The sequence below is a fragment of the Ruegeria sp. BB10 genome, assembly GCF_056535725.1.
The window spans coordinates 1,573,328-1,592,823 of the sequence record NZ_JBQFIW010000001.1 but is presented as its reverse complement, the minus strand read 5'-3'; the positions used below and the strand labels follow the sequence as shown (position 1 = coordinate 1,592,823).

The 19,496-nt window shown below is 61.7% G+C and carries 20 protein-coding genes and 1 riboswitch; of the genes, 2 read left to right on the top strand and 18 right to left on the bottom strand.

Going from position 1 to position 19,496, the window contains the following annotated elements; genetic code table 11:
- Positions 1-30: 30 nt before the first annotated feature.
- From ACR3EP_RS08090 to ACR3EP_RS08075, 4 genes are all read right to left on the bottom strand, one after another.
- Positions 31-1,401, bottom strand: a complete 1,371-nt coding sequence (locus ACR3EP_RS08090) for a tetratricopeptide repeat protein (protein WP_480637221.1) — start codon at positions 1,399-1,401, stop codon at positions 31-33.
- Positions 1,402-1,582: 181 nt separating this feature from the next.
- A complete protein-coding gene (locus ACR3EP_RS08085; RefSeq protein ID WP_480637219.1) occupies positions 1,583-2,767 on the bottom strand; it encodes a CaiB/BaiF CoA transferase family protein in 1,185 nt (394 codons plus the stop codon).
- A complete protein-coding gene (locus ACR3EP_RS08080) occupies positions 2,754-4,373 on the bottom strand; it encodes a thiamine pyrophosphate-binding protein (protein ID WP_480637217.1) in 1,620 nt (539 codons plus the stop codon). Before ACR3EP_RS08080 ends, ACR3EP_RS08085 begins: the two co-directional genes overlap by 14 nt.
- Before the next feature lie 79 nt (positions 4,374-4,452).
- Positions 4,453-4,911: a DUF302 domain-containing protein gene (locus ACR3EP_RS08075; protein WP_480637216.1), complete on the bottom strand. Its 459-nt coding sequence runs from the start codon at positions 4,909-4,911 to the stop codon at positions 4,453-4,455.
- Between the two features lie 141 nt (positions 4,912-5,052).
- On the opposite strand from ACR3EP_RS08075, the gene ACR3EP_RS08070 reads away from it, so the two are divergent.
- Positions 5,053-5,397, top strand: a complete 345-nt coding sequence (locus ACR3EP_RS08070; RefSeq protein WP_170349261.1) for a DUF1636 family protein — start codon at positions 5,053-5,055, stop codon at positions 5,395-5,397.
- On the opposite strand, the gene ACR3EP_RS08065 is transcribed toward ACR3EP_RS08070, so the two are convergent.
- The 9 genes from ACR3EP_RS08065 to cbiE form a co-directional block, all read right to left on the bottom strand.
- Positions 5,394-5,888 carry a hypothetical protein gene (locus tag ACR3EP_RS08065; RefSeq protein WP_170359223.1) on the bottom strand — a complete coding sequence of 165 codons (495 nt, stop codon included), beginning with the start codon at positions 5,886-5,888 and terminating at the stop codon, positions 5,394-5,396. The genes ACR3EP_RS08070 and ACR3EP_RS08065 overlap by 4 nt on opposite strands.
- Before the next feature lie 67 nt (positions 5,889-5,955).
- A complete protein-coding gene (locus ACR3EP_RS08060; RefSeq protein WP_170359221.1) occupies positions 5,956-6,654 on the bottom strand; it encodes a CbtA family protein in 699 nt (232 codons plus the stop codon).
- A gap of 4 nt (positions 6,655-6,658) precedes the next feature.
- Positions 6,659-6,829 carry a CbtB domain-containing protein gene (locus tag ACR3EP_RS08055; protein WP_170349258.1) on the bottom strand — a complete coding sequence of 57 codons (171 nt, stop codon included), beginning with the start codon at positions 6,827-6,829 and terminating at the stop codon, positions 6,659-6,661.
- A 36-nt stretch (positions 6,830-6,865) separates the two neighbouring features.
- A riboswitch (cobalamin riboswitch) is annotated at positions 6,866-7,072 on the bottom strand.
- 43 nt (positions 7,073-7,115) lie between these two features.
- On the bottom strand, positions 7,116-7,859 hold the full coding sequence (gene cobF, locus ACR3EP_RS08050; protein WP_480637213.1) for a precorrin-6A synthase (deacetylating): 744 nt from the start codon (positions 7,857-7,859) through the stop codon (positions 7,116-7,118).
- Entirely contained in the window at positions 7,852-8,580 is a 729-nt protein-coding gene (gene cobA / locus ACR3EP_RS08045) for a uroporphyrinogen-III C-methyltransferase (protein WP_480637211.1), read from the bottom strand. The genes cobF and cobA overlap by 8 nt, the downstream gene beginning before the upstream one ends.
- The gene (locus ACR3EP_RS08040) at positions 8,577-9,893 is read right to left on the bottom strand and encodes a cobyrinic acid a,c-diamide synthase CobB (RefSeq protein WP_480637209.1); all 1,317 of its coding nucleotides are present in this window, start codon (positions 9,891-9,893) and stop codon (positions 8,577-8,579) included. Before ACR3EP_RS08040 ends, cobA begins: the two co-directional genes overlap by 4 nt.
- A complete protein-coding gene (gene cobM / locus ACR3EP_RS08035) occupies positions 9,886-10,680 on the bottom strand; it encodes a precorrin-4 C(11)-methyltransferase (protein ID WP_170349254.1) in 795 nt (264 codons plus the stop codon). Before cobM ends, ACR3EP_RS08040 begins: the two co-directional genes overlap by 8 nt.
- The gene (locus tag ACR3EP_RS08030; RefSeq protein WP_170349253.1) at positions 10,677-11,045 is read right to left on the bottom strand and encodes a cobalamin biosynthesis protein; all 369 of its coding nucleotides are present in this window, start codon (positions 11,043-11,045) and stop codon (positions 10,677-10,679) included. The genes cobM and ACR3EP_RS08030 overlap by 4 nt, the downstream gene beginning before the upstream one ends.
- Complete coding sequence (cbiE, locus tag ACR3EP_RS08025) at positions 11,042-12,241, bottom strand: precorrin-6y C5,15-methyltransferase (decarboxylating) subunit CbiE (protein ID WP_480637207.1); 1,200 nt, start codon at positions 12,239-12,241, stop codon at positions 11,042-11,044. The genes ACR3EP_RS08030 and cbiE overlap by 4 nt, the downstream gene beginning before the upstream one ends.
- Here cbiE and ACR3EP_RS08020 point away from each other — a divergent pair.
- On the top strand, positions 12,240-12,989 hold the full coding sequence (locus ACR3EP_RS08020) for a cobalt-precorrin-6A reductase (RefSeq protein WP_480637205.1): 750 nt from the start codon (positions 12,240-12,242) through the stop codon (positions 12,987-12,989). The two genes, cbiE and ACR3EP_RS08020, sit on opposite strands and share 2 nt — an antisense overlap.
- Here the strand turns inward: ACR3EP_RS08020 and cobJ are convergent.
- From cobJ to cobN, 5 genes are read right to left on the bottom strand one after another with little or no spacing between them, the layout of a single operon-like run.
- Positions 12,962-13,714 (bottom strand): precorrin-3B C(17)-methyltransferase, encoded by a 753-nt coding sequence (gene cobJ, locus ACR3EP_RS08015; RefSeq protein ID WP_480637203.1) that lies wholly within the window; start codon positions 13,712-13,714, stop codon positions 12,962-12,964. The two genes, ACR3EP_RS08020 and cobJ, sit on opposite strands and share 28 nt — an antisense overlap.
- A complete protein-coding gene (locus ACR3EP_RS08010) occupies positions 13,711-14,439 on the bottom strand; it encodes a precorrin-2 C(20)-methyltransferase (RefSeq protein WP_425080360.1) in 729 nt (242 codons plus the stop codon). Before ACR3EP_RS08010 ends, cobJ begins: the two co-directional genes overlap by 4 nt.
- Positions 14,436-15,065: a precorrin-8X methylmutase gene (locus tag ACR3EP_RS08005; RefSeq protein WP_170349248.1), complete on the bottom strand. Its 630-nt coding sequence runs from the start codon at positions 15,063-15,065 to the stop codon at positions 14,436-14,438. Before ACR3EP_RS08005 ends, ACR3EP_RS08010 begins: the two co-directional genes overlap by 4 nt.
- A complete protein-coding gene (locus tag ACR3EP_RS08000) occupies positions 15,065-16,204 on the bottom strand; it encodes a cobalamin biosynthesis protein CobG (protein ID WP_480637200.1) in 1,140 nt (379 codons plus the stop codon). The genes ACR3EP_RS08005 and ACR3EP_RS08000 overlap by 1 nt, the downstream gene beginning before the upstream one ends.
- On the bottom strand, positions 16,201-19,494 hold the full coding sequence (gene cobN, locus ACR3EP_RS07995) for a cobaltochelatase subunit CobN (RefSeq protein ID WP_480637199.1): 3,294 nt from the start codon (positions 19,492-19,494) through the stop codon (positions 16,201-16,203). The genes ACR3EP_RS08000 and cobN overlap by 4 nt, the downstream gene beginning before the upstream one ends.
- Positions 19,495-19,496 lie beyond the last annotated feature (2 nt).

Here is a 19,496-nt window from a genome sequence, read left to right as displayed (position 1 = left end):
GTGTTCTGTCCTTCTTGGTCTTTGTTTTTGTTATTCAGCCGGGACGCTTTGTGCGTCTCCGTTGTCGCGGGCCGCGTCGATCAATGCGCGGCGCGCAAGTGCGTAATTGTCCTCGCCTCCGGCCCGTTTGGCGCGGCGATCGTCCAAGATGCGCTCGACAGCATCCAGACGGCCCGCGCGCAGGCCCGAATCAATGGTGATGCGCTCGAATACATCACGTTGGGCGTGGCTGCCACCTACCAGTTGCATGCCATTGCGCGCGCTCGACAAAAAGTCGAATGCGGCGGCGTACTGCCCCTCACCAAAAGCCTCAAGCCCTTTGGAGGCTGCAATACCCGGGTCGGACATGCGGACCGGAGTATCGCCTTGATTACGTTGCGCGTCATTTTGGATGCGCTGCAACATTTTGCTGGTCGCTTCGTTGCGGTTATCACCAGTCAATGCCAGCAGATAGTGAAGGTCGGCGAAGACCACGCAACCATCCTCGGTCCGGGCCGCGCTGAGATCGGCCAGCTCTTCCCAGCGATTGCCTACGTCGACGCCTTCCAGCTCTAGGCGCGACAGCAGTGAGGTCGCGTTCGAGATATCGCGGTAATCGTCCGTTTTGTCCTGGCGAACGTGGGTATCGTACAGCTCCATCACCTGGTCGACCTGACCCAGGTCCAGATGCATCAGTGCCTTGTGCCACCAGACGTGATAGCGGAAGTTGTTGCAATGGGTCCAAGCGTCCTCGCGTCCGGCCAACCAGTCCAGCCCCAATTGCGCATTGCCCTGCATCTCGTGCACGTGGGCCACCGCATGCAGACCCCAGGCATCATCCGAAACCATCCAAAGGGCTTGGCGTCCGGCAATCTCGGCCTTTTGGTATTCGCCCGTTTCCTCCAACGCGAAAGCGTGACAGCCCAGAAGATAGCCACGTCCTGGGTGATCCGGTTCATAAGCGGCCAAGACCCGCTCGATTGACCGGCGCATACCGGTCGGGTCACCCAGAACGAACCGGGTTGCGTGGCTGAGTTTCATCGCCAGAGTATCCTGCGGATGGGAGCGCAGAATCTGCTCAAATTTTTTAATCGCCTGCGAGGGCAGATCTTCCAGATACAGGCCAAGCGCCTCGACATACATGCGCTCACGTTCAGAGATCGGTTGCCGTTCCATCGCGGCTTTGGCCTCTGACAGGGCCTCGACCGCGACCGCCGTCATCTCACGTCGGCCCAGCAGAACCATGAACAGCCCCTTGATGGCGTGACCCAGGGCAAAGTCGGGCTCAAGCTCCAGCACCTTGCCCAGATGTTGCGGAGTAATGGCCGCATGCGCCATGAACCCAAGCAGAACACCGTTCCACGCCTCGACGCTTGCCGAATGGCTGAGGGTGTTCATCTGTCCGAAAACATCCTGTTTCATGCGATTGGTCCGATCCAATTTTAATTTTCTACACTATTCGATGTAGCAGAGACTCTGACGGCGTCGTATCAGTATCGCCTCTGCTCTCGAATTGGTGAAAAGCCGTGTGTGTAAAACGTGAAAAAAACCGCCGATTCAACGGCATGTTTCAGCAACATGCCGCCGAAACGGACACAGTGTTTCAATCTTCGAATGGATTTTTGGCGTTCAAAACGGCCTGAGTGTCCGCCCCGAATTCGGGCGGGGCAGCGCGATAGGTGACCGGAGTGCGTGACAATTTCAGCGGATTTCCGATCAGCTGCACCGGCCCTGGTGCTGCCTGCATGGCGATCTGCATTTGTCGAGCCGCGACCTGATCCGAGGCAAAAACCTGATCTAAAGTCCGCACCGGGCCGACGGGTACTTTGCGGTCTTCCAGCTCGGCGATGACGGTGGCAGTGTCATGGGCTTGAACCGCCGGGCGCAGAACTGCGTTCAAAGCGTCGCGATTTTCCAGGCGCGCCGGGTTGGTCGCAAAGCGCGGATCATCGGCCAGCTCGGGCCGCCCGATAAAGCCGCAGAAACGGCGAAACTGTCCGTCATTGCCCACGGCCAGAATCACATGGCCATCCGAGGTTTCGTAAACGTCATAAGGCACAATGTTGGGATGCCCGTTGCCCCGCCGTTGCGGAATATTGCCCGAGGTCAGGTAATTGACGCCCTCGTTGATCAACCAGGCAACTTGTGAGTCGACCAATGCCAGGTCGATCTGCTGGCCTTCGCCGGTTTGATCCCGGTGGCGCAGAGCGGCTAGAATGCCAACGCAGGCATACATTCCGCACATCACATCAGCGATGCCAACACCCACCTTCATCGGTGCGCCTTCGGGGTCGCCGGTCAGCGACATGATCCCGCCATAACCTTGCGCCATCAGATCATAGCCGGGCTTGGACGCATTCGGCCCGGTCTGGCCATAGCCCGAGATCGAGCAATAGACGAGGCTCGGGAACTCCGGCGATAGCGTGGCGTAATCCAGCCCGTATTTCGCCAGCCCGCCGGGTTTGAAATTCTCGATCAGGATATCGGCATGCGATGCCAGCCGTTTGATTTCGGCCTGGCCTTCGGGCGTAGTGATGTCGATGGCGACGGATTTCTTGTTGCGGTTGGCCGACATGAAATACGCACTCAGGTCCGAGCGGTTGCCCTGAGCGTCTTCAACGTAAGGAGGGCCCCATTGCCGGGTATCATCGCCGCCACTGGCCGGGTTTTCGATCTTGATGACGTTGGCGCCCAAATCGCCCAGCAGCTGCGTACAGGTTGGCCCAGCCAGAATGCGGCTGAGATCCAGCACCTTGACGCCTTTCAGCGGCCCCTCAGATCCGGCCATCATATCCTCCACGCTCGATTTCTGCAGCGATGACGGTAAAGTGGTCGGCTTTGACCGCCTGCTCCAGCGCCGACCGCAGTTCTGCGCGGTTGCGGACGGTATGTCCATAGCCACCAAAGGCTTGCCCCATGGCGGCAAAGTCGTGGCGGTCGAAATCCACGCCCATATTGCCCATCTGACGCTGGCGCTGTTTCAACTCGATCAGCGCAAGACTGGCGTCGACAAAGACCAGAAAAACCGGATTGCAGCCCATCTCGGCTGCGGTCGACAGCTCTCCGGCAACCATCAGAAAACCAGCATCGCCCGAGAAACTGATGACCGGGCGGTCAGGCTCAGCCAGTTTCAGGCCAATGGCCATCGGTACGGCGCAGCCCATGGTACACAGGGCCGAGGATTGGATCAGCCCGCGTTCTTCGTGGCACTCCCACATCTGGCTCAGCAGGATGCGATGCGCGCCGCTGTCGGCGGTGGCCAGCGTATCAGCGGGCAGGGCGGCGCGAGATTCGGCGATCACGGCCGCCGGGCCCCAGTCATCATCCGCGGGGAAGGCCTGCGCTAGCGCGGCCTTAACTTGCGCGGGTTCACCACCCGGCCACGTCGCTCGGGCGGGGTTCCCCTTGGCGATGGCTTCTAGCGTCGCGCCCGTGTGGGCGACCAGATTCAACCCGGCTTGATGCATGTAATGATCGTTGACGACGGCCGAGATATCGATGACGCGCTTTTCCTCGGGGTCCCAGATCTCGCGCCAGCCAGGGCGCATTTCGATCGGGTCATACCCCAGACACAACACCAGATCGGATTGTTTGACCAACGGCACCAGATGCTTGTCGGCCAAGGGCGACAAACCTGCGCCGCCCAGGCACAATGGATGATCCTCGGGCACGACGCCCTTAGCTTTGTAGGTGGTCACGAAGGGGATGTTGAAATGTTCCAGAAACGCCTGCACCACATTGCGCGAGTCGTCATAAAGCACGTCCAGACCCACGATCGCGATGGGGCGTTCGGCCTCGGTCACCCAGCGGCGGGCTTTCTCAACACAGTTCCCTTCGGGCGCGACCGCAGCGGGTTTGACCAGACGGCGGCGTTTGCTCCCGGATACGCGCGTGTCCGCGACCGAGATCGGCACGTCGATATGAACCGGACCGGGGCGGGGCTGTGTGGCCAGCGAAACCGCTCTGTCAGCAACCACGTCTGCGCCCTGGGCCGTCAGCGTGAACGTGCCCTTGGTGATCGAGCGGTAAACCTGCGCGTGATCCATCACCTGATGAGTATAGGTCAGTGCCTCATCCGCATCGACACAGCCGGTCAGAACGATCATCGGCACCCGGTCTTGCAGCGCGTTGGCAACAACGTTGATCCCATTCATCGCGCCGGGGCCCAGAGTGGCCACCAGAATGGCAGGTGCGCCATCACGGTGGTGGACAGCCTCTGCCATGAAGCCGGCCGCGTTTTCGTGTTTGGTCAGGTGAAAGGTGATCCCAACCTGTTCCAGAGCATCCACCAGCGTCAGAACCTCTCCGCCTGGCATGCCAAAAGCGTGGCGGCATCCGGCCTCGTATAGTCTTTGGGCCAAAAGGTCAGCCGCGCGGGGGGAGAGGTCCTGCATTCGTTATGCTCCGAAGTTTTCGTTGCTCAGCAGATTGCGGAGGACGTAGCCAGACGCAAGCAGGTTCACGTCAGTGTGACTATTTGGCTGCGGATTCCGCCACTGACTGAAACTTTGTGTCAAGTTCTTGGGCAATATCGCGCAAAGGCTCTCCGCCGTCGTACACATAGGGGGCAAAGACAAAGCTGGGCGTTTTGTAGGACAGGGTGGCGGTGCCGTCGTCGTTTTCGGTCACGTAAAAACGAATCGGCGCTTCGATCATTGCACTGACAGAGGTTTCCAGAACGCGCACGGCATAGTCGTTGTTGAAGGCACCGATCACCAGATTGCCGGGTATAGTGATGCCACGGGCCGCAGCCGCCTTGGTCGGACCAGCCTGCGTGACCACGATCAACCCGTTTTCCTTCACCGCAGCCTTCGTATCCGCGACCAGTTCTTCATAGCTTTTGACGGTTGGATACACTGCCCAACCCGACAATGGTTCCTCGGCCCGGACAGGCAGGGCGAGAAGACAGAGCAAACCCAAAAGCGTGCGCATGACGGTGCCTCGTTCAATGTGACTGTCTGAGTGATGCCAGAAATCCGAGTTCCGCGCACGCACATTTCCGTGCGTATTCAGGATTGCGCCGACGTCTAGAAAGCCGCAGAAACATGCAAACCATCAAACACGAGGCCACACGTGGACCCGATACGCCTATTGATTTGCAGCAGTTGTGCGGGAACGCGTGACCGAGTGGCCGAGAGGCAGGCCGTGGATGACGCGCTGGTGCGTGCAGGGCTGAATGGCCGGGTCGTCATCTCGGATCACGCCTGTTTCAGTGGCTGCGCTGAGCCGACCGCATTGGCATTGCAGGCCGCAGGACGGGCGTCTTACGTGTTTTCGGGGGTCGATATCGTTACCGATGCCGAAGACATCGTCGCGACCTGCAAAGCCTATTTGGACAGTCCCGCAGGTTGGATCGAAGACGCCCGACCCTGCGGGCGACTTCGGATGTGTTTGCGCGCGCGGATACCGGCGCTTTAATCGACCTGAACGGTCACGGCAGCGCTGACCGGTACGTTGTCGACCGTCAGTGCGCTGTGGCTGTTTGCGTTCAGCGAAACCGAAACCTCGACCTCTCCCTTCGGAAGGTCGGGGATGTGTATCCAGTTGCCGTAGAGCCGGGCCAGTTTCTCGCCATTGATGTAAACATGCGCGTGGCCTTCGCCGTCTACGTCGGCTGTTGACGCGTTTTCTGGGGCAAACCGGAAATTCTGCGGCATGACGTGCAGGTTCCACCCGGCCATCGGGTCCTGGGTCAGCGCGATTGCAACGCTGGGGGCGTCCGCCCCTGCGGGCAGGTTTACCGTGGTCGAATGGTCATGGGCCATCGCTTCGGCATGCGCGCCGCCGTGATGGGACGGATCGCCATGATCGTGGCCGTCAAACGTGACGCCATTGGCTGCCGCCAGCACAAAACCAGCACCACCACCGAACACAAGGCCGATTGCAAAAAGGGCAAGTGAGCGTGCCATTTTTTCTTTCCTTTAGGGCAAAAAGAAACGCGCCGGGCAGAACCCGGCGCGTCATTATATGAGAGGATCAGGCCGCTGCTTCGACGCGTTTGCCTTCGCTTTGCCAGAAATACCCGGCAAAGGCACCGACCAGAACCCAGGCCACCAGACCGATGCCAAAGGCGCGAGCGGCAAACAGAGCGCCGATCTCGGTCGGGACGGGGCCGGTGAACACATCCGGTTCGGGCGCACCGATCAGATGGGGTGCCAGCAACAGGGCTGCTGCGATCACATAGCTGATCAGGTTGCCGCCAAACGCAATCAACCACAGCGCAACAAGCGCGGCACCAACAGTGGCAAACCACCAGACCTGTCGGGCATAGACGTCAGCCGCCGCTACACCAGGCACCTCTGGTGCCAGGGTAAAGCCAGGCGCTAGATGAAAGGCGATGAACCCAGCCAGACCCCACAGCACGCCGGTGCGGCCATCAATCGTGTGGCCCTGGCCTTCGGCCACGGACATCAGGGCAACCATCAGCAGCGCGTAACCGGTATAGGTCAGCATGGTGAAAATGACGCTCAGCGCGTCGCGGGTCAGTTCCGAAAACATGCCCGGCAATTCGGGATGCGCCGAAACGGCCTCGGCCCCGAAGTGCACCAACTCACCGGATTCGTACAGCTCTGCGTGCAGCAAAACAGGTTGTACAAAGACCAACTGCAGCAAGGCGGCTATCAGCCCCGCTGCAGCACCAGCGAACAACGCGCTGGTCAGTATACGACTGAACATGGACTTAGTGGCAGGGGAAGCCGGTCGCGTGGCGCACGTCGTGTGCTGCGTCATGCAGCGCCGCGGCCTGTACGTGACCGGTCAGGGTGATGATACCCAGACCCAGTACCACCGCGAACATGACCGGAAGGATACCAGCGCGCGAGGCGGATGCTGTTTGCGTTTGTGTTGCCATCTTTTATTCTCCTTTGCCGCCGCACCCGACGGCCGGTGTTTCAATTGTCGCCTGGCAGGTCTCCTGGCTTGCGGGTCGATGCCTCTGTTCGCCTTCCCCCTGAGAACAGGAGTGGCTGGTTGAACAGGGGCTCTCCGCTTACAGTCGCGGGGGCGGCTGTGGATTTGGCTGCCATGGCAGTCGCACCACATTCCCTCTTAGCATCCGGATGTCTCCGGCAGGACCAGACGCGTTCATTTAGCCTCTATGGTGCCGCTGGTGCAATCGTCATTTGCGACCTTTTAGGTCAGATCACGCGCTTTTTCAGCAAATAGATATCCATGATCCAGCCATGATCGGCACGTGCCTTGGCGCGGGTGTCCAGAATCTCCTGCGCCACATCGGTCAAAGCGCCTTTGATCAGGATTTCCTCTTTCATGCCGACATAGGCACCCCACCAGATGTCATAATCGGCCATGTCCAGGGTTTGAAACGAACACTCGCCATCCAGCATTACTGCTACTTTCGAGGCATTTGCCGGCCAGCCTTCATCCCTGATCCGCCGTCCCGTGGTCACAACATAAGGCGCGCCCAGATCATTGATCGGGATGGCGTGGGCGGCCGTCAATGCCTGCAGCGCGGTGATGCCTGGGATCACCCGTGTCGTGAGCTCAGGGTCCAGCCGCGACGCGATTCGCAACGAGCTGTCATAAAGCGACGGGTCGCCCCAGATCAGCAGCGCCACTTGTCGCGCATTCGGGTGGGCCGCAATCGCCTCGTGCCAGCGCACTGCAATGGCATCATGCCATTCGTCGACCCCGCGCAGATAACCATCATCGGCCCGACGCTTGGGAATGTCGAAATAGGCGATCTGCGGCGGAGTGTCAGTCACAGCTGCAATGATCTCTTCGCGCAACCCGGCCAGATCAGCCTTGTTCTCGCCCTTGTGCGGGATCAGGATCAGGTCTGCATCGCGGATGGCATTTGCCCCTTGCAAGGTCACGTGATCCGGGTTGCCAGTGCCAATTCCGATTAGAGACAACTCAAACATTGTCGAACTCTGCCAACGGGCCATACAGGATCAGCGCCGGGGCTGTGCCGATCTCGGCCTCCAGCTTTTGCGACAGCGCGCCAATTGTTGCACGGTGCAGGCTCTGGTCGGGAGTCGATACGGATTCGGCTATCAGGGCTGGTGTTTCCAGCGGCAGGCCATGCTCATGCAGCGCATTTACCAACAGGGGAAAGGTCCGTTTGCCCATGAACACCACAGTCGTTGCATCCGGATCGGCCAGCGCGGGCAGGTTCAGATCTTCGGGCAGTTTACCACTGACATCGTGGCCAGTGACAAATTGCACCCGCCGCGCAGTCAGGCGTCGTGTCAGGGGTATTCCTGCTGCCGCCGCCGCCGCAACCGCCGAGGGGATGCCAGGGATGATTTCATATTCGATCCCGGCCGCACGCAGGGCAACCAGTTCTTCCTCCAGTCTGCCGAACAACCCGCCATCACCAGATTTCAATCGCACCACGCGAGCACCGGTCTTGGCGTAATCCACCAACAGGCGGCTTACGTGATCCTGCTTGGGTGAGGGTCGCCCGGCCCGTTTGCCCACGCCCACCAGATCTGCATCGTCATGCGCATGACTTAGGATCGGGCCGCTGCTGAGGTCATCAAACAGCACCGCATCTGCTTTTTGCATCCGGTCGACTGCTTTCAGGGTCAAAAGATCAGGATCGCCGGGGCCGGAACCTATGAAGGATACGAAACCGCTCATGCCGAGGCCTCGGCGATCAGGTGAAAGAACGTACCGGTGACGTTCCCGCGCACCGAACCTGTTTGCGGCCCTTCAGCACCTTCAGCATCAAACACCCGCGCCAGCGGTGCGTCCGGCTGTTCTACGATCGAAGAATAATGGAATTCATGCCCCCGCAGAGCCGTGTCGGCTGCAAAACCGGGCATCGGGGCCAGCAATTCTGCGCGCCGATACCCCAGATTGAACTTGCGCTTTTCATACGAGGTCACCAGCCGCAGCAGGCCTGCCATCTGATGTCGCTCGCCCTCTTTGTCGATCAAGGCCTGACCCAGCGCCATGTATCCACCGCATTCTCCATGCACGGGTTTGGATTCAGCGTGTTTGCGCAGTCCGGTCTGGAACGTGTCGGCGGCAGCCAGTGTGCCCGCATGCAATTCCGGATAGCCACCGGGCAGCCAGACCAGATCGGCATCGGCAGCAGGTGCCTCGTTCGCCAGAGGTGAAAACGGCAGAATTTCTGCACCCGCCGCGCGCCAACCTTCCAGCAAATGCGGATAGGTAAAGGAAAACGCGGCATCGCGGGCCAGCGCAATCCGTTGCGCCGGAGGGCGCGGTAGCGCGGCTGACGATGGCCCATTGGGGCCTGAGGAAGCCGCCACCTTGAACGCCTCAAGATCCACATGTTCGCGCAGAAACGCGGCATAGCCGACAATTGCGCTTTCCAGATCAGGATGCTCGACCGCCTGTATCAGGCCCAGATGGCGTTCCGGCAGGGTCAGATCACCGCGCCGGGGCAAAACGCCCAGAACCGGCAGACCGGCGCGCTCCATACCCAGACGGGTCAGACGCTCGTGCCGGGGGCTTGCGCAACGGTTCAGGATCACACCGGCAAACGGCAGGTCGGGGTTGTACATCCGAAACCCCAGTGCAGTTGCCGCCGCTGATTGCGCCTGACCGCCCACATCCAGCACCAGCACCACAGGCCAGCCCATGCGCTGGGCGGTTTCGGCGCTGGACCCGTGCCCCAGCTCGCCCGGCTTGGCGACGCCGTCAAACAGCCCCATCGATCCCTCGGCGACCACGATATCCGCACCCTCAGCCTGCGCCGAAATCGCACTCAGCAACGGGTCACCCATAGCCCAACTGTCCAAATTGAACGAGGAGCGCCCGGCAGCAGCATTATGAAAGGCAGGGTCGATATAGTCCGGGCCGCTTTTGAACGGTTGCACGGTCAGCCCATCCTCGGCCAAGGCCCGCAACAGGCCCAGCATGACCGTCGTCTTACCTGTTCCCGAGGACGGGGCAGAAATCAGAAGACCCGGGGGGTTAGTCATCACCGTGGCTCCAGCTTGACCACGGGCTATCGGCGCTTTGGGGGCGATAGCGACGGTCGTAATCCTTTGAATACAGGCAGCTTTCATCGAACCCTTCGCCTGCCAGCGCCGGGCCCACCATGATCAATGCGGTGCGCGAGATGCTTTCATCCAGCGCCTCTTTCAAGGTGTCCAGCGTGGCGCGGATGATCCTCTCATCCGGCCAACTGGCGCGATACACCACGGCCACCGGGCAGTCCGCGCCATAGGCGGGGGTCAGATCGGCAATCACCTTGTCCAGATTGCCGATCGACAGGTGAATGGCCAAAGTCGCACCAGTGCGGGCAAAATTCTCCAGCGTCTCACCTTCGGGCATCGAGGATGCACGGCCCGGCGTCCGGGTCAGCACCACGGATTGTGCCAGTCCAGGCAGGGTCAGCTCGGTTCCCAGTGAAGCCGCCGCAGCAGCAAAGGACGGCACGCCCGGCGTCACGCTGACCGGGATGCCCATCTCTTTCAGCCGTCTGATTTGTTCACCCATCGCTGACCAGACCGACAGGTCGCCGGAATGCAGGCGCGCCACATCCTGACCAGCCTGATGTGCGGTCTCGATCTCGGCCATGATCTGATCCAGATCCATCGACGCGGTGTTTATGATCTTTGCGTCCTCGGGACAGTGACCAAGGATTTCCTCGGGCACCAGCGACCCGGCGTAAAGGCATACCGGGCAAGACGCGATGATATCACGTCCGCGCAGAGTCAGCAGGTCGGCAGCGCCCGGTCCGGCGCCAATGAAATGAACAGTCATGTTTGTCCTCCGATGGCTATGGCGCAGGTGGCCAGCCGGTCGTCTGAGATTTGTCTGGGTGAGGTCAGTCGAGCGCCGGATCCGGCAGCGGCAAGGGCGGATGCTTCGGCCACGCTGCCGGTGCCATACGTGGCGCGGCTGCGGTTCGAGCAGGTGAGCGTGCGCTGCCCTGCCAGATCGGCAGGGGCGACGAAATGCAAGGGCAGTGCGATGGCCGAGGCGAATTCGATCAACGCAGGATGTCCGTCTTTGTCCGCCACCGTGGCCAGCGCATCCACGCGCTGCCCGTCGCTGGCCCGGTCAAAGGCCGCGCGCAGGCTGTCCAACGTGGCCGTAGATGAGAATCCCAATCCCGCGACGATCATAGGGTGACGCTCCACTGCACCACCGGATAAGCGGACTTCCAGCCGCGCCGGGGGCCAAGTGCCGAGGCTTGTGCCAGTTCGATCCGCAACAGCTCGCCGCCCAGTTTGTCTTGCCATTGCGCGAGCAAAGCTTCGCTTTCCAACGTCACCGCGTTGGCGACCAGCCTTGTGCCTTTGGGTAGGGCGGCTTGCAGCCATTCCATCAGTTCGGTGCTGAGACCACCGCCGATGAAAACCACGTCCGGCAAGGTCAGACCACCCAGTGAGCCCGGAGCAGTGCCGTGCACAACATTCAATCGGTCCTGGCCCAGCGTATCAGCGTTGCGCCGAATGCGTTCGGCGCGATCTGCGCGGGGTTCGATGGTTGTGGCCGTCAGGGTCGGGTCACACATCAGCCATTCGATGCTGATCGAACCCGTGCCGCCGCCGATATCCCAAAGGTGTTCGCCCCGCTGCGGCGCCAGTGCCGACAGAGTTAACGCCCGCACGGGGCGCTTGGTGATTTGGCCATCGGTTTCAAAAATCTCGTCCGGCTTGCCCGACGCCTTTGGAAAGGCGCGGCCTTCGCCTGCAACCTCAAGCCCGACGCAGACCGGGTGGTCGAATCCGCCCAGCAGCGCTTCGGTCAGCGATACACTGCGCGCCCGTTCTCGAGGGCCGCCCAGAGCCTCCATCACATGCAGGCGGGTGTCGGGAAATCCAGTTTGGGTTAGGTAGGTCGCCAGTTCCGCCACCGCCTTGCCGTCCCGCAACAGCAGGATGGCGCGTACCCCCGGTGCCAGATCAGGACGCAACCGGGTCAGCGGGGCTGCGTGCAGGCCGAAGGTCAGCGTGGTCTCTAGCGGCCAGCCCAATCGCGCAGCGGCCAGTGAAAAGGTCGATTGGCCGGGCAGGGCAGTCCATTCGCCAGCCTCGAAATTGCGCGCGATAACTGAACCTGCACCAAACCAGAAGGGATCGCCCGAGGCGAGAACCACAGTCGGACGGCCCCGAAAGCCGGCCAGCATCGGAAGGCCATCGGAGAAAGGCACAGGCCACTCAACCCTCTGCGCGCCGGTTTCTGGAATCAGCGACAGGTGCCGCGGCGGGCCCATGACGATTTCGGCGCGTTCCAGCACTTGACGGCTTGCCGGTGGCAGGCCATCCAGTCCATCTTCGCCCAAGCCCAGAACGGTCAGCCACGGAGCTTTAAGCATGACACACCTCCTGATCCTTGGCGGTACGACCGAGGCCAACGCGCTGGCTAAGGCCGTGACCGAGCAGGGCGTTCCGGCAACCTATTCCTATGCCGGACGGGTCGATAACCCCCGCCCGCAACCCTTGCCTGTGCGTGTCGGTGGATTTGGCGGCGCGCAGGGGTTGGCGCAGTACCTTTGGGATCACGCGATCACCCACGTGATCGATGCCACTCATCCCTTTGCTGCACAAATGAGCCTGAACGCCATTGCCGCCTGCCGCGATACCGGGCTGCCGCTGGCTGCGCTGACTCGTCCGGCCTGGACGTCGCAAGACGGGGATCGCTGGCAGCACGTTCCCGATATCGGCGGCGCAGTGGCTGCCCTGTCCGGCCTGGCGCAACGTGTCTTTCTGGCGGTAGGGCGGATGCACCTTGAGGACTTCGCCGCCCAGCCCCAACACCACTACCTGCTGCGGCTGGTGGATGAACCCGGTGAATTGCCCTTGCCGAATTGCAATGTGGTTGTGTCGCGCGGGCCGTTTACCGAAGCGGATGACCGGGCGCTGATGCAACGCCATGAAATCGAATTGGTCGTGTCCAAGAACGCAGGCGGCAGCGGCGCACGTGCCAAGATTGATGCCGCGCGGGCGTTGGGCCTGCCCGTACTGATGATCGACCGTCCGATCCTGCCACAACGACACGAACTGACGAGCGTAACGCAAGTTTTGGACTGGCTGGCTCATTCCGGTGTGAACCTCGGGGTGTAGACGATCGGGGCGCTGTTGCGATCAATCACACGGGTCAGGGATGATCCCACGATAACCACCGTCTGCATGTCCGCCATATCCGGCGTTGCCTCGGCCAGTGTCGAAACCCGGATCGCCTCATCCGCGCGGGATACGGCGCGGGCGAACAGGATCAGACGTTCGGGCTCACATTCCTCGCGCAGGATTTCCAGCGTCTTAACAAAGCCTTCGGGGCGGGATTTTGAGCGCGGGTTGTAAAACGCCATCGCGAAATCACCCTGCGCCGCCAATCGCAGACGTTTCTCGATCAGCAACCAGGGTTTCAGATTGTCGCTGAGGTTGATGGCACAGAAATCATGCCCCAAAGGTGCCCCAGCACGCGCCGATGCGGCCAGCATCGCGGTGATTCCCGGCAGCACGTCGATGGGAATTTCGCGCCATTCAACAGGGCCATTTTCCAGCGCCTCAAACACGGCGGCCGCCATGGCAAACACGCCTGGATCGCCCGAGGACACAACGACCACGCGTTTCCCCTCGGCCGCCATCTGCAACGCGTGCTGAGACCTGTCAATCTCGACCCGGTTGTCGCTGGCGTGCAGCGTCAGGCCGGGGCGTTCGGCCACGCGCGCGACGTAAGGGATATAGCCGACGATATCCGTGGCCTCGGCCAATGCGGCGGAAACCTCGGGCGTTACAAGGTCCTCGTTTCCGGGTCCGAGGCCCGCGATCTTGACCCAACCGCTCATGGCCGCCGCCCCTGACCATGCACGATGATGATCGAGAAGTAGGGGGTGACCTTGTCACATGCCTCGGACAGTTTCGTCACGGTCTGGTTCGGCATCTGAGCGTATTCGACGATCCATGCTCGATCATACAGGCCAGCCGTTTTCAGGGCCCGTTTCACCTTTTCGATGTTGCGCCCGATCTTCATCACCACCAAAGCATCGGTCTGCGCCATGCGTTCCGCCAGAGTATCTTCGGGGAGTGTACCGACCAGAACGGTCAGGACATCATCGCCCCACGTGATCGGGTCACCGGTTGCCGTCCACGCGCCGGACATACCGGTGATGGCGGGAACAACCTCGACGTCAGCTTCGTCACGCAAGCGGCTGTAAAGATGCATGAAAGACCCATAGAAAAATGGGTCACCTTCACACAAAACCACCACATCCTCACCTTCATCCGACAGGTTTTTTAAATGCGCGGCGCAGTCTTTGTAGAAGGCAGACAGCAGCTCGTTATAGCGCGGATCGGTTAGGGGGATTTCCGTGGTGACGGGATATTCCATCGGAAATTCCACAGCATCGCCGGGAATCATGCCATTGACGATCTTGCGTGCCTGACCGCTGCGGCCGGGCTTGCGGAAAAACGCCACGTGGCGCGCATTGCGCAGTAGACGGTCGGCCCGAACGCTCATCAGGTCCGGGTCGCCGGGGCCAAGGCCGACGCCGTATATCTTGCCCGCGCTCATTCCGCGCGGCTCGCGATGGCGTTGACGGCGGCGACGGTGATGGCGCTGCCGCCCAGACGACCTTTGACGATACAGGATGGCACCGGTTGCGCCGCCCACAAAGCGTCCTTGGATTCGACCGCGCCGACAAAGCCCACCGGGCAACCGATGATGGCTGCAGGACGCGGGCAGTCGGGATCTTCCAGCATGTTCAACAGGTGGAACAGGGCAGTCGGAGCATTGCCGATGGCCACAACAGCACCTTCAAGATGCGGGCGCCACAACTCCAGCGCTGCGGCCGAGCGCGTGTTGCTCATCTCAGCGGCCAGCGGACGTACGCGTTCGTCATGCAGGGTGCAGATTACCTCATTGTCGGCGGGCAGGCGGAATCGGGTCACGCCCTCGCTGACCATACGCGCGTCACACAGGATCGGCGCGCCGTTTTCCAAAGCGGTGCGGGCAGCAGAGACGAAACCGGGCGAGAAATGCACGAACTCTTCCAGCCCGACCATCCCGGCGGCATGGATCATGCGGACGGCAACCTGCTCTTCGTCGGCGTCGAACCGGGCCAGATCGGCCTCGGACCGAATGGTGGCAAAGCTTTCCTTATAGATCGCTGCGCCATCGGTTTCATATTCATAGGGCATCAGGTCAGGTCCATGGTCATAAGTGTTTCGGGGGTCAGCCCGCGTTGGCAGGGCTCATCCCCTGCGCGGCCGTGTTTGACAAGGTCAAATCGCCCATCGCGACCGACCAAAGTGACATCCGCTGTTCCCATTCGGGCGCATCCTTTTGAGCAGCCCGAGACATGCAGGCTGCCTTCCACATGCGGTGCCAGCGCTCGGGCGACAGCACGGGTTTCTACCTGCGCCTGCGGGCAGAACGGTGCACCGGTGCAGGCGTCGGTGGTCATCAGCGGATCGGTGCCATCTGTGACAAAGGCCGGGGCCGGGATCGCCGCCCCGCCTTCCAGCAGGAACAGCCGCCAGGGGGTCACCCGCAGGGCGGAAGCGCCTGTGTCCTCGATCAAGCTGAACAGACGCCGCGCAGGCAGTTGCCCGAATGCTGCACCATAAAGTGTGCCCAGTTCACAAATGCCAGGTTGGAGCAGTGAGCCAACAGCGTTGGCTGGGCTGCCTTGCCATTCCAGAGGCAAAGCTTGTGCTGCGACCACGCGGGCCATGCGGCGATTGTCCGAGGTTTGGTTTTCGGCAAACCATTCAGCCAACGCGATAAGCTGGTCTATGGCTTCGACTTCTGAGACGGCGCGCCCCGTCTCGCATCCATCGGCGCGAAGGATCAGGCCCTCCGCGCCGGTCTCCAGCCGGATATCCGCAGAATCCGCGGCCATCAGACGGGCCGGGCCAGTGTCGATGGCAAAACCGAATTTCGCAGGCACGGCGGGCAGGTCTGCCAGTCGATGGATCAAAGATTGCGTCAGCCGCGCGGTCAGATCGCCCGTTTCGTAAAGCGGTGAAACCAGAATGTTGCGGCGTACTTCGATGCCCGACTCGGCGTCCAAAAGATCCAGCGCGGAAAGCTCAGAAAGCAACGATTGATGATCGGCCTCTTTCACGCCACGTAATTGCAGGTTGGCTCGGTTGGTCAGGTCGATGGTGCCATTGCCAAACCGCTCGGCCAACTCGCACAAGCCCAAAGCCTGCGTCGCATTCAGACGTGCCAACCGGGGGCGCACCCGCACCACCAGTCCGTCGCCCGACATCATCGGACGATGGGCGCCGGGGCACCAGCCCTGAACAACAGGTTTTGAGGTGGGGGCGCTCATCCCAACCCCTCCAGATCCGCGCGGATCGAGTTCCGGCGTGTGTTCCACAACCCCGCGTCAAGCAATGCGCGGAACCGGTCCTGCATGGCTTGATGTGCTTGCGGATTGGCCTCTTGCAGGAAGGCGTCAACCTCGGCGTCACCCAGCGTGGCACCGTGGTACAGATCGAACAGGTGCGGAGCGACTGTGCCGGACAGGTGGGCAAAAGACGCCATATGGTCCAGCGTCGCCGCGATCTCTGCGGCCCCGCGGAACCCGTGCCGTTGCATCCCTGCAATCCAGCCGGGATTGGCAGCGCGGGCATGAACCACGCGGCTGATTTCTTCGGACAGGGTACGAGCGCGGGGAGTGTCGGGGTTGGTATTGTCGAGGTGGTACAATTGCGCGCTGCCGCCGGTGACGGTCTTGGCAGCGGCAAACCCGGCCTCGTGCGTGGCATAGTCGTTGGCCAGCAGCAGGTCGGTCTCGGTCAGGTCCTGCAGGTGGACAAAGCTGTCGGCATTGGCGACGCGTTCGGTGATGCCGGTGACATCCTGCGCGATATGGTCGCCCTCCAACGCAAAAGAGCTTGCCTGCAGCCATGCTTCACCCGCCTGCGCGCGGGCTTCATCGGTATAGATTTCAGACAGATGCGTCATATTCACGCCATAGCTGCCGGGCGCGGGGCCAAAGACTCGCGCGGCAGGGGCTTGCCCGGCATAGGGGTTCCAATCCGGGGCTTCATCACGGTCAGACAAGGCACGGACGGCCTGACCGAACAGTGCCGAAAGCGTCGGGAACACGTCGCGGAACAGGCCCGATACGCGCAGGGTCACATCAAGGCGGGGGCGGCTGAGATCGGTGATCGGCAGCACTTCGATGCCTGACACTCGCTCGGACCCCTTGTCCCAGACTGGCTTGACGCCCAACAGGTGCAGCGCCATGGCGAATTCTTCGCCTGCCGTGCGCATGGTGGCCGAGCCCCACAGGTCGACGATCAGGCCCTTGGGATAATCACCTTCCTCTTGCAAATGCCGCCGCACCAGCTCTTCGGCCAGCTTCACGCCTTGGGTATAGGCGGCGCGGGTAGGAACCGAGCGCGGATCGGTGGTATAGAGGTTCCGACCGGTAGGCAGCACATCCGACCGCCCACGATAGGGTGAGCCGGACGGTCCGGCCTCGATGCGTTTTCCCGCCAGCGCGTCAAGCAGAGCCCTGCGTTCCGCACGGGCGGAAGGAGCGGGGTCGAAATTACCGGTGACCTCAGGCGTGCGACCAAAGATGTGCAACCCGTCACCGAACTGGCTTTCCTTGATATCGCAGACAAAGCGGTCGATGCGAGTGATTGCCTCGGCAGTGCAGGTGGCCTGATCCAGACCCAGATCGCTTTCCAACCCGATGGCCTGCGCCTCATCCCGGATATCTTCTTGCAGGCGGTCCCGGCGCTTGGGGTCCAGCCCGTCGGCGTTCGAAAACTCGTCCAGCAGGGATTCCAGCCGCACCATCCTGTCGGGCGTGCCGCTTTCCTTCATCGGGGGTGGGATATGACCCAACGTGACCGCCCCGATCCGGCGCTTGGCCTGCGCGGCCTCGCCGGGGTCATTGACGATGAAGGGGTAGATCACCGGCAGATCGCGGATCAGCGCCTCGGGCCAGCAATTCGCCGACAGGGCGACCGATTTGCCGGGCAGCCATTCCAGCGTGCCATGCGCGCCGATATGGATCAGCGCATCCGCGCCCAACCCTCTGCGCAGCCACAGATAAAAGGCCACATAGCCGTGGCGTGGGGTGCGTGAGAGGTCGTGGTAATCATCCTCGCGCAACTCGGGCGTGCCGCGTTCGGGTTGCAGCGCGATCAGGGCCTTGCCACGACGCAAAGCGGTGAAATTGAAAGCGCCGTCTGCTAATGCTGGATCATCCTCGGGCCGTCCCCAAACGGTTTCGAGGTCCCTGCGCAATTCATCCGGCAGATCGGCCAGCGCCGCCAGATAATCCGCAAGCGGCCACGATACCCTTGCATCCATAAGGGTTTCGGTAATGGGTTGGGCGGGGGCGGTGTCGTACCCTTCGCCCTGCAGATCGGCCAACATCGCCTCGGCTGAGGCCAGCGCGTCCAGCCCCACAGCATGGGCCATCTGCCAGTCCTTACCAGGGTAAGTGGACAGCACCAGCACCGGGGTTTGATTGGCCTTGGGCTTGTCATGCAAAGCTAGCCACCCGGTCACCCGGTCGATGATGGCCTCGATCCGTTCATCTTCGACCCGGTGGGCAAATCGCGAGTATTCCAGATGTGGGTCACGTTTCCCGGGTTCTTTGAATGAGGCGATGCCCGCCGAAATCCGCCCGTCTACCTCGGGCAACACCACATGCATGGCAAGGTCGGCGGGCGAGAGGCCACGTTCCGCCTCGGCCCAGGCCTTGCGACGTGCAGTTGACAAAGCGACCTGAAACACAGGGACATTAGCCGCGTCCAGCGGAGATGTGCCAGACGCGCCCTTGCCCGAGAATGAAGTGGCGTTGATGATGGCCGACGGCTGCATTGCTACGATGTTTCCGCGCAACCATTCGGCGGCGGTTGGGGCTTTCAACGACGGCGCGAACAGGCCCACAGCCTCGAACCCGCGCGCGCGTAGGTTACGGATCAGGGCCGCGACCGGGGCGGTGTCCGCAGAGGTCAGGTAAGCGCGGTAGAAACTCACGAGAATGCGTTTTGCATCGCCCGTGAACGCCTTTTCCACTGGGATCACGCCACGGTCAGGGCACCAGGCGCCGCACTCGGGGATGGTTTTGGCCCCCATCACAGGGCCTGCATAAAGCCCCGCCGCCAGCGCCATTTGTGCCAGCGCGGCCTGCGCTGCAACTTCGCCGCCGGTATCGCACAGATGCGCCAGCCGCCGCAGAGTTGACACGGGTAGGGTGGAAAAGTCGTCCAACCGCGTATCTTCGCGCCCATCCGCTGGCAGGACAGCCAGCGCGATGCCCTTGTCTTGCGCCAGCGCCAGAACCTGCTGCAGGCCATAGGACCAATAAGGCACGCCGCCGATCAGGCGGATCAGAATGCCTTTCGCACCTTCCAGAGTTTGTTCGACGTAGGTATCGACGGACAGAGGGTGTTTCAGCGCCGTCAGATTGGCCAACCGCATCGTGGGCATCCGCCCCTCAGCTCCGCCACCGCGATGCCAGCCTGCCGCGAAAGCTCCGAGGTCGCTGTCCGAAAAGGACAGCACCACCAGATCCGCCGGGCTTTGGCCCAGATCGGTCGGGGTCTCGGTTTCCTCGAGCCCGTGGCTTTCGCGGAAGACGACGTGCATGG

Bases quoted from the DNA above. Each gene is read 5' to 3' on its own strand.
- ACR3EP_RS08030 (WP_170349253.1), bottom strand. From the start codon at position 11,045: ATGATCGTCGCGGGATTGGGATTCTCATCTACGGCCACGTTGGACAGC.
- cobA (WP_480637211.1), bottom strand. From the start codon at position 8,580: ATGAGCGGTTTCGTATCCTTCATAGGTTCCGGCCCCGGCGATCCTGAT.
- cobM (WP_170349254.1), bottom strand. From the start codon at position 10,680: ATGACTGTTCATTTCATTGGCGCCGGACCGGGCGCTGCCGACCTGCTG.
- ACR3EP_RS08055 (WP_170349258.1), bottom strand. From the start codon at position 6,829: ATGGCAACACAAACGCAAACAGCATCCGCCTCGCGCGCTGGTATCCTT.
- ACR3EP_RS08040 (WP_480637209.1), bottom strand. From the start codon at position 9,893: ATGACTAACCCCCCGGGTCTTCTGATTTCTGCCCCGTCCTCGGGAACA.
- ACR3EP_RS08065 (WP_170359223.1), bottom strand. From the start codon at position 5,888: ATGGCACGCTCACTTGCCCTTTTTGCAATCGGCCTTGTGTTCGGTGGT.
- ACR3EP_RS08020 (WP_480637205.1), top strand. From the start codon at position 12,240: ATGACACACCTCCTGATCCTTGGCGGTACGACCGAGGCCAACGCGCTG.
- cobN (WP_480637199.1), bottom strand. From the start codon at position 19,494: ATGCACGTCGTCTTCCGCGAAAGCCACGGGCTCGAGGAAACCGAGACC.
- ACR3EP_RS08005 (WP_170349248.1), bottom strand. From the start codon at position 15,065: ATGCCCTATGAATATGAAACCGATGGCGCAGCGATCTATAAGGAAAGC.
- cobJ (WP_480637203.1), bottom strand. From the start codon at position 13,714: ATGAGCGGTTGGGTCAAGATCGCGGGCCTCGGACCCGGAAACGAGGAC.
- ACR3EP_RS08075 (WP_480637216.1), bottom strand. From the start codon at position 4,911: ATGCGCACGCTTTTGGGTTTGCTCTGTCTTCTCGCCCTGCCTGTCCGG.
- ACR3EP_RS08085 (WP_480637219.1), bottom strand. From the start codon at position 2,767: ATGGCCGGATCTGAGGGGCCGCTGAAAGGCGTCAAGGTGCTGGATCTC.
- cobF (WP_480637213.1), bottom strand. From the start codon at position 7,859: ATGTTTGAGTTGTCTCTAATCGGAATTGGCACTGGCAACCCGGATCAC.
- ACR3EP_RS08010 (WP_425080360.1), bottom strand. From the start codon at position 14,439: ATGAGCGCGGGCAAGATATACGGCGTCGGCCTTGGCCCCGGCGACCCG.
- ACR3EP_RS08000 (WP_480637200.1), bottom strand. From the start codon at position 16,204: ATGAGCGCCCCCACCTCAAAACCTGTTGTTCAGGGCTGGTGCCCCGGC.
- ACR3EP_RS08090 (WP_480637221.1), bottom strand. From the start codon at position 1,401: ATGAAACAGGATGTTTTCGGACAGATGAACACCCTCAGCCATTCGGCA.
- ACR3EP_RS08080 (WP_480637217.1), bottom strand. From the start codon at position 4,373: ATGCAGGACCTCTCCCCCCGCGCGGCTGACCTTTTGGCCCAAAGACTA.
- cbiE (WP_480637207.1), bottom strand. From the start codon at position 12,241: ATGCTTAAAGCTCCGTGGCTGACCGTTCTGGGCTTGGGCGAAGATGGA.
- ACR3EP_RS08060 (WP_170359221.1), bottom strand. From the start codon at position 6,654: ATGTTCAGTCGTATACTGACCAGCGCGTTGTTCGCTGGTGCTGCAGCG.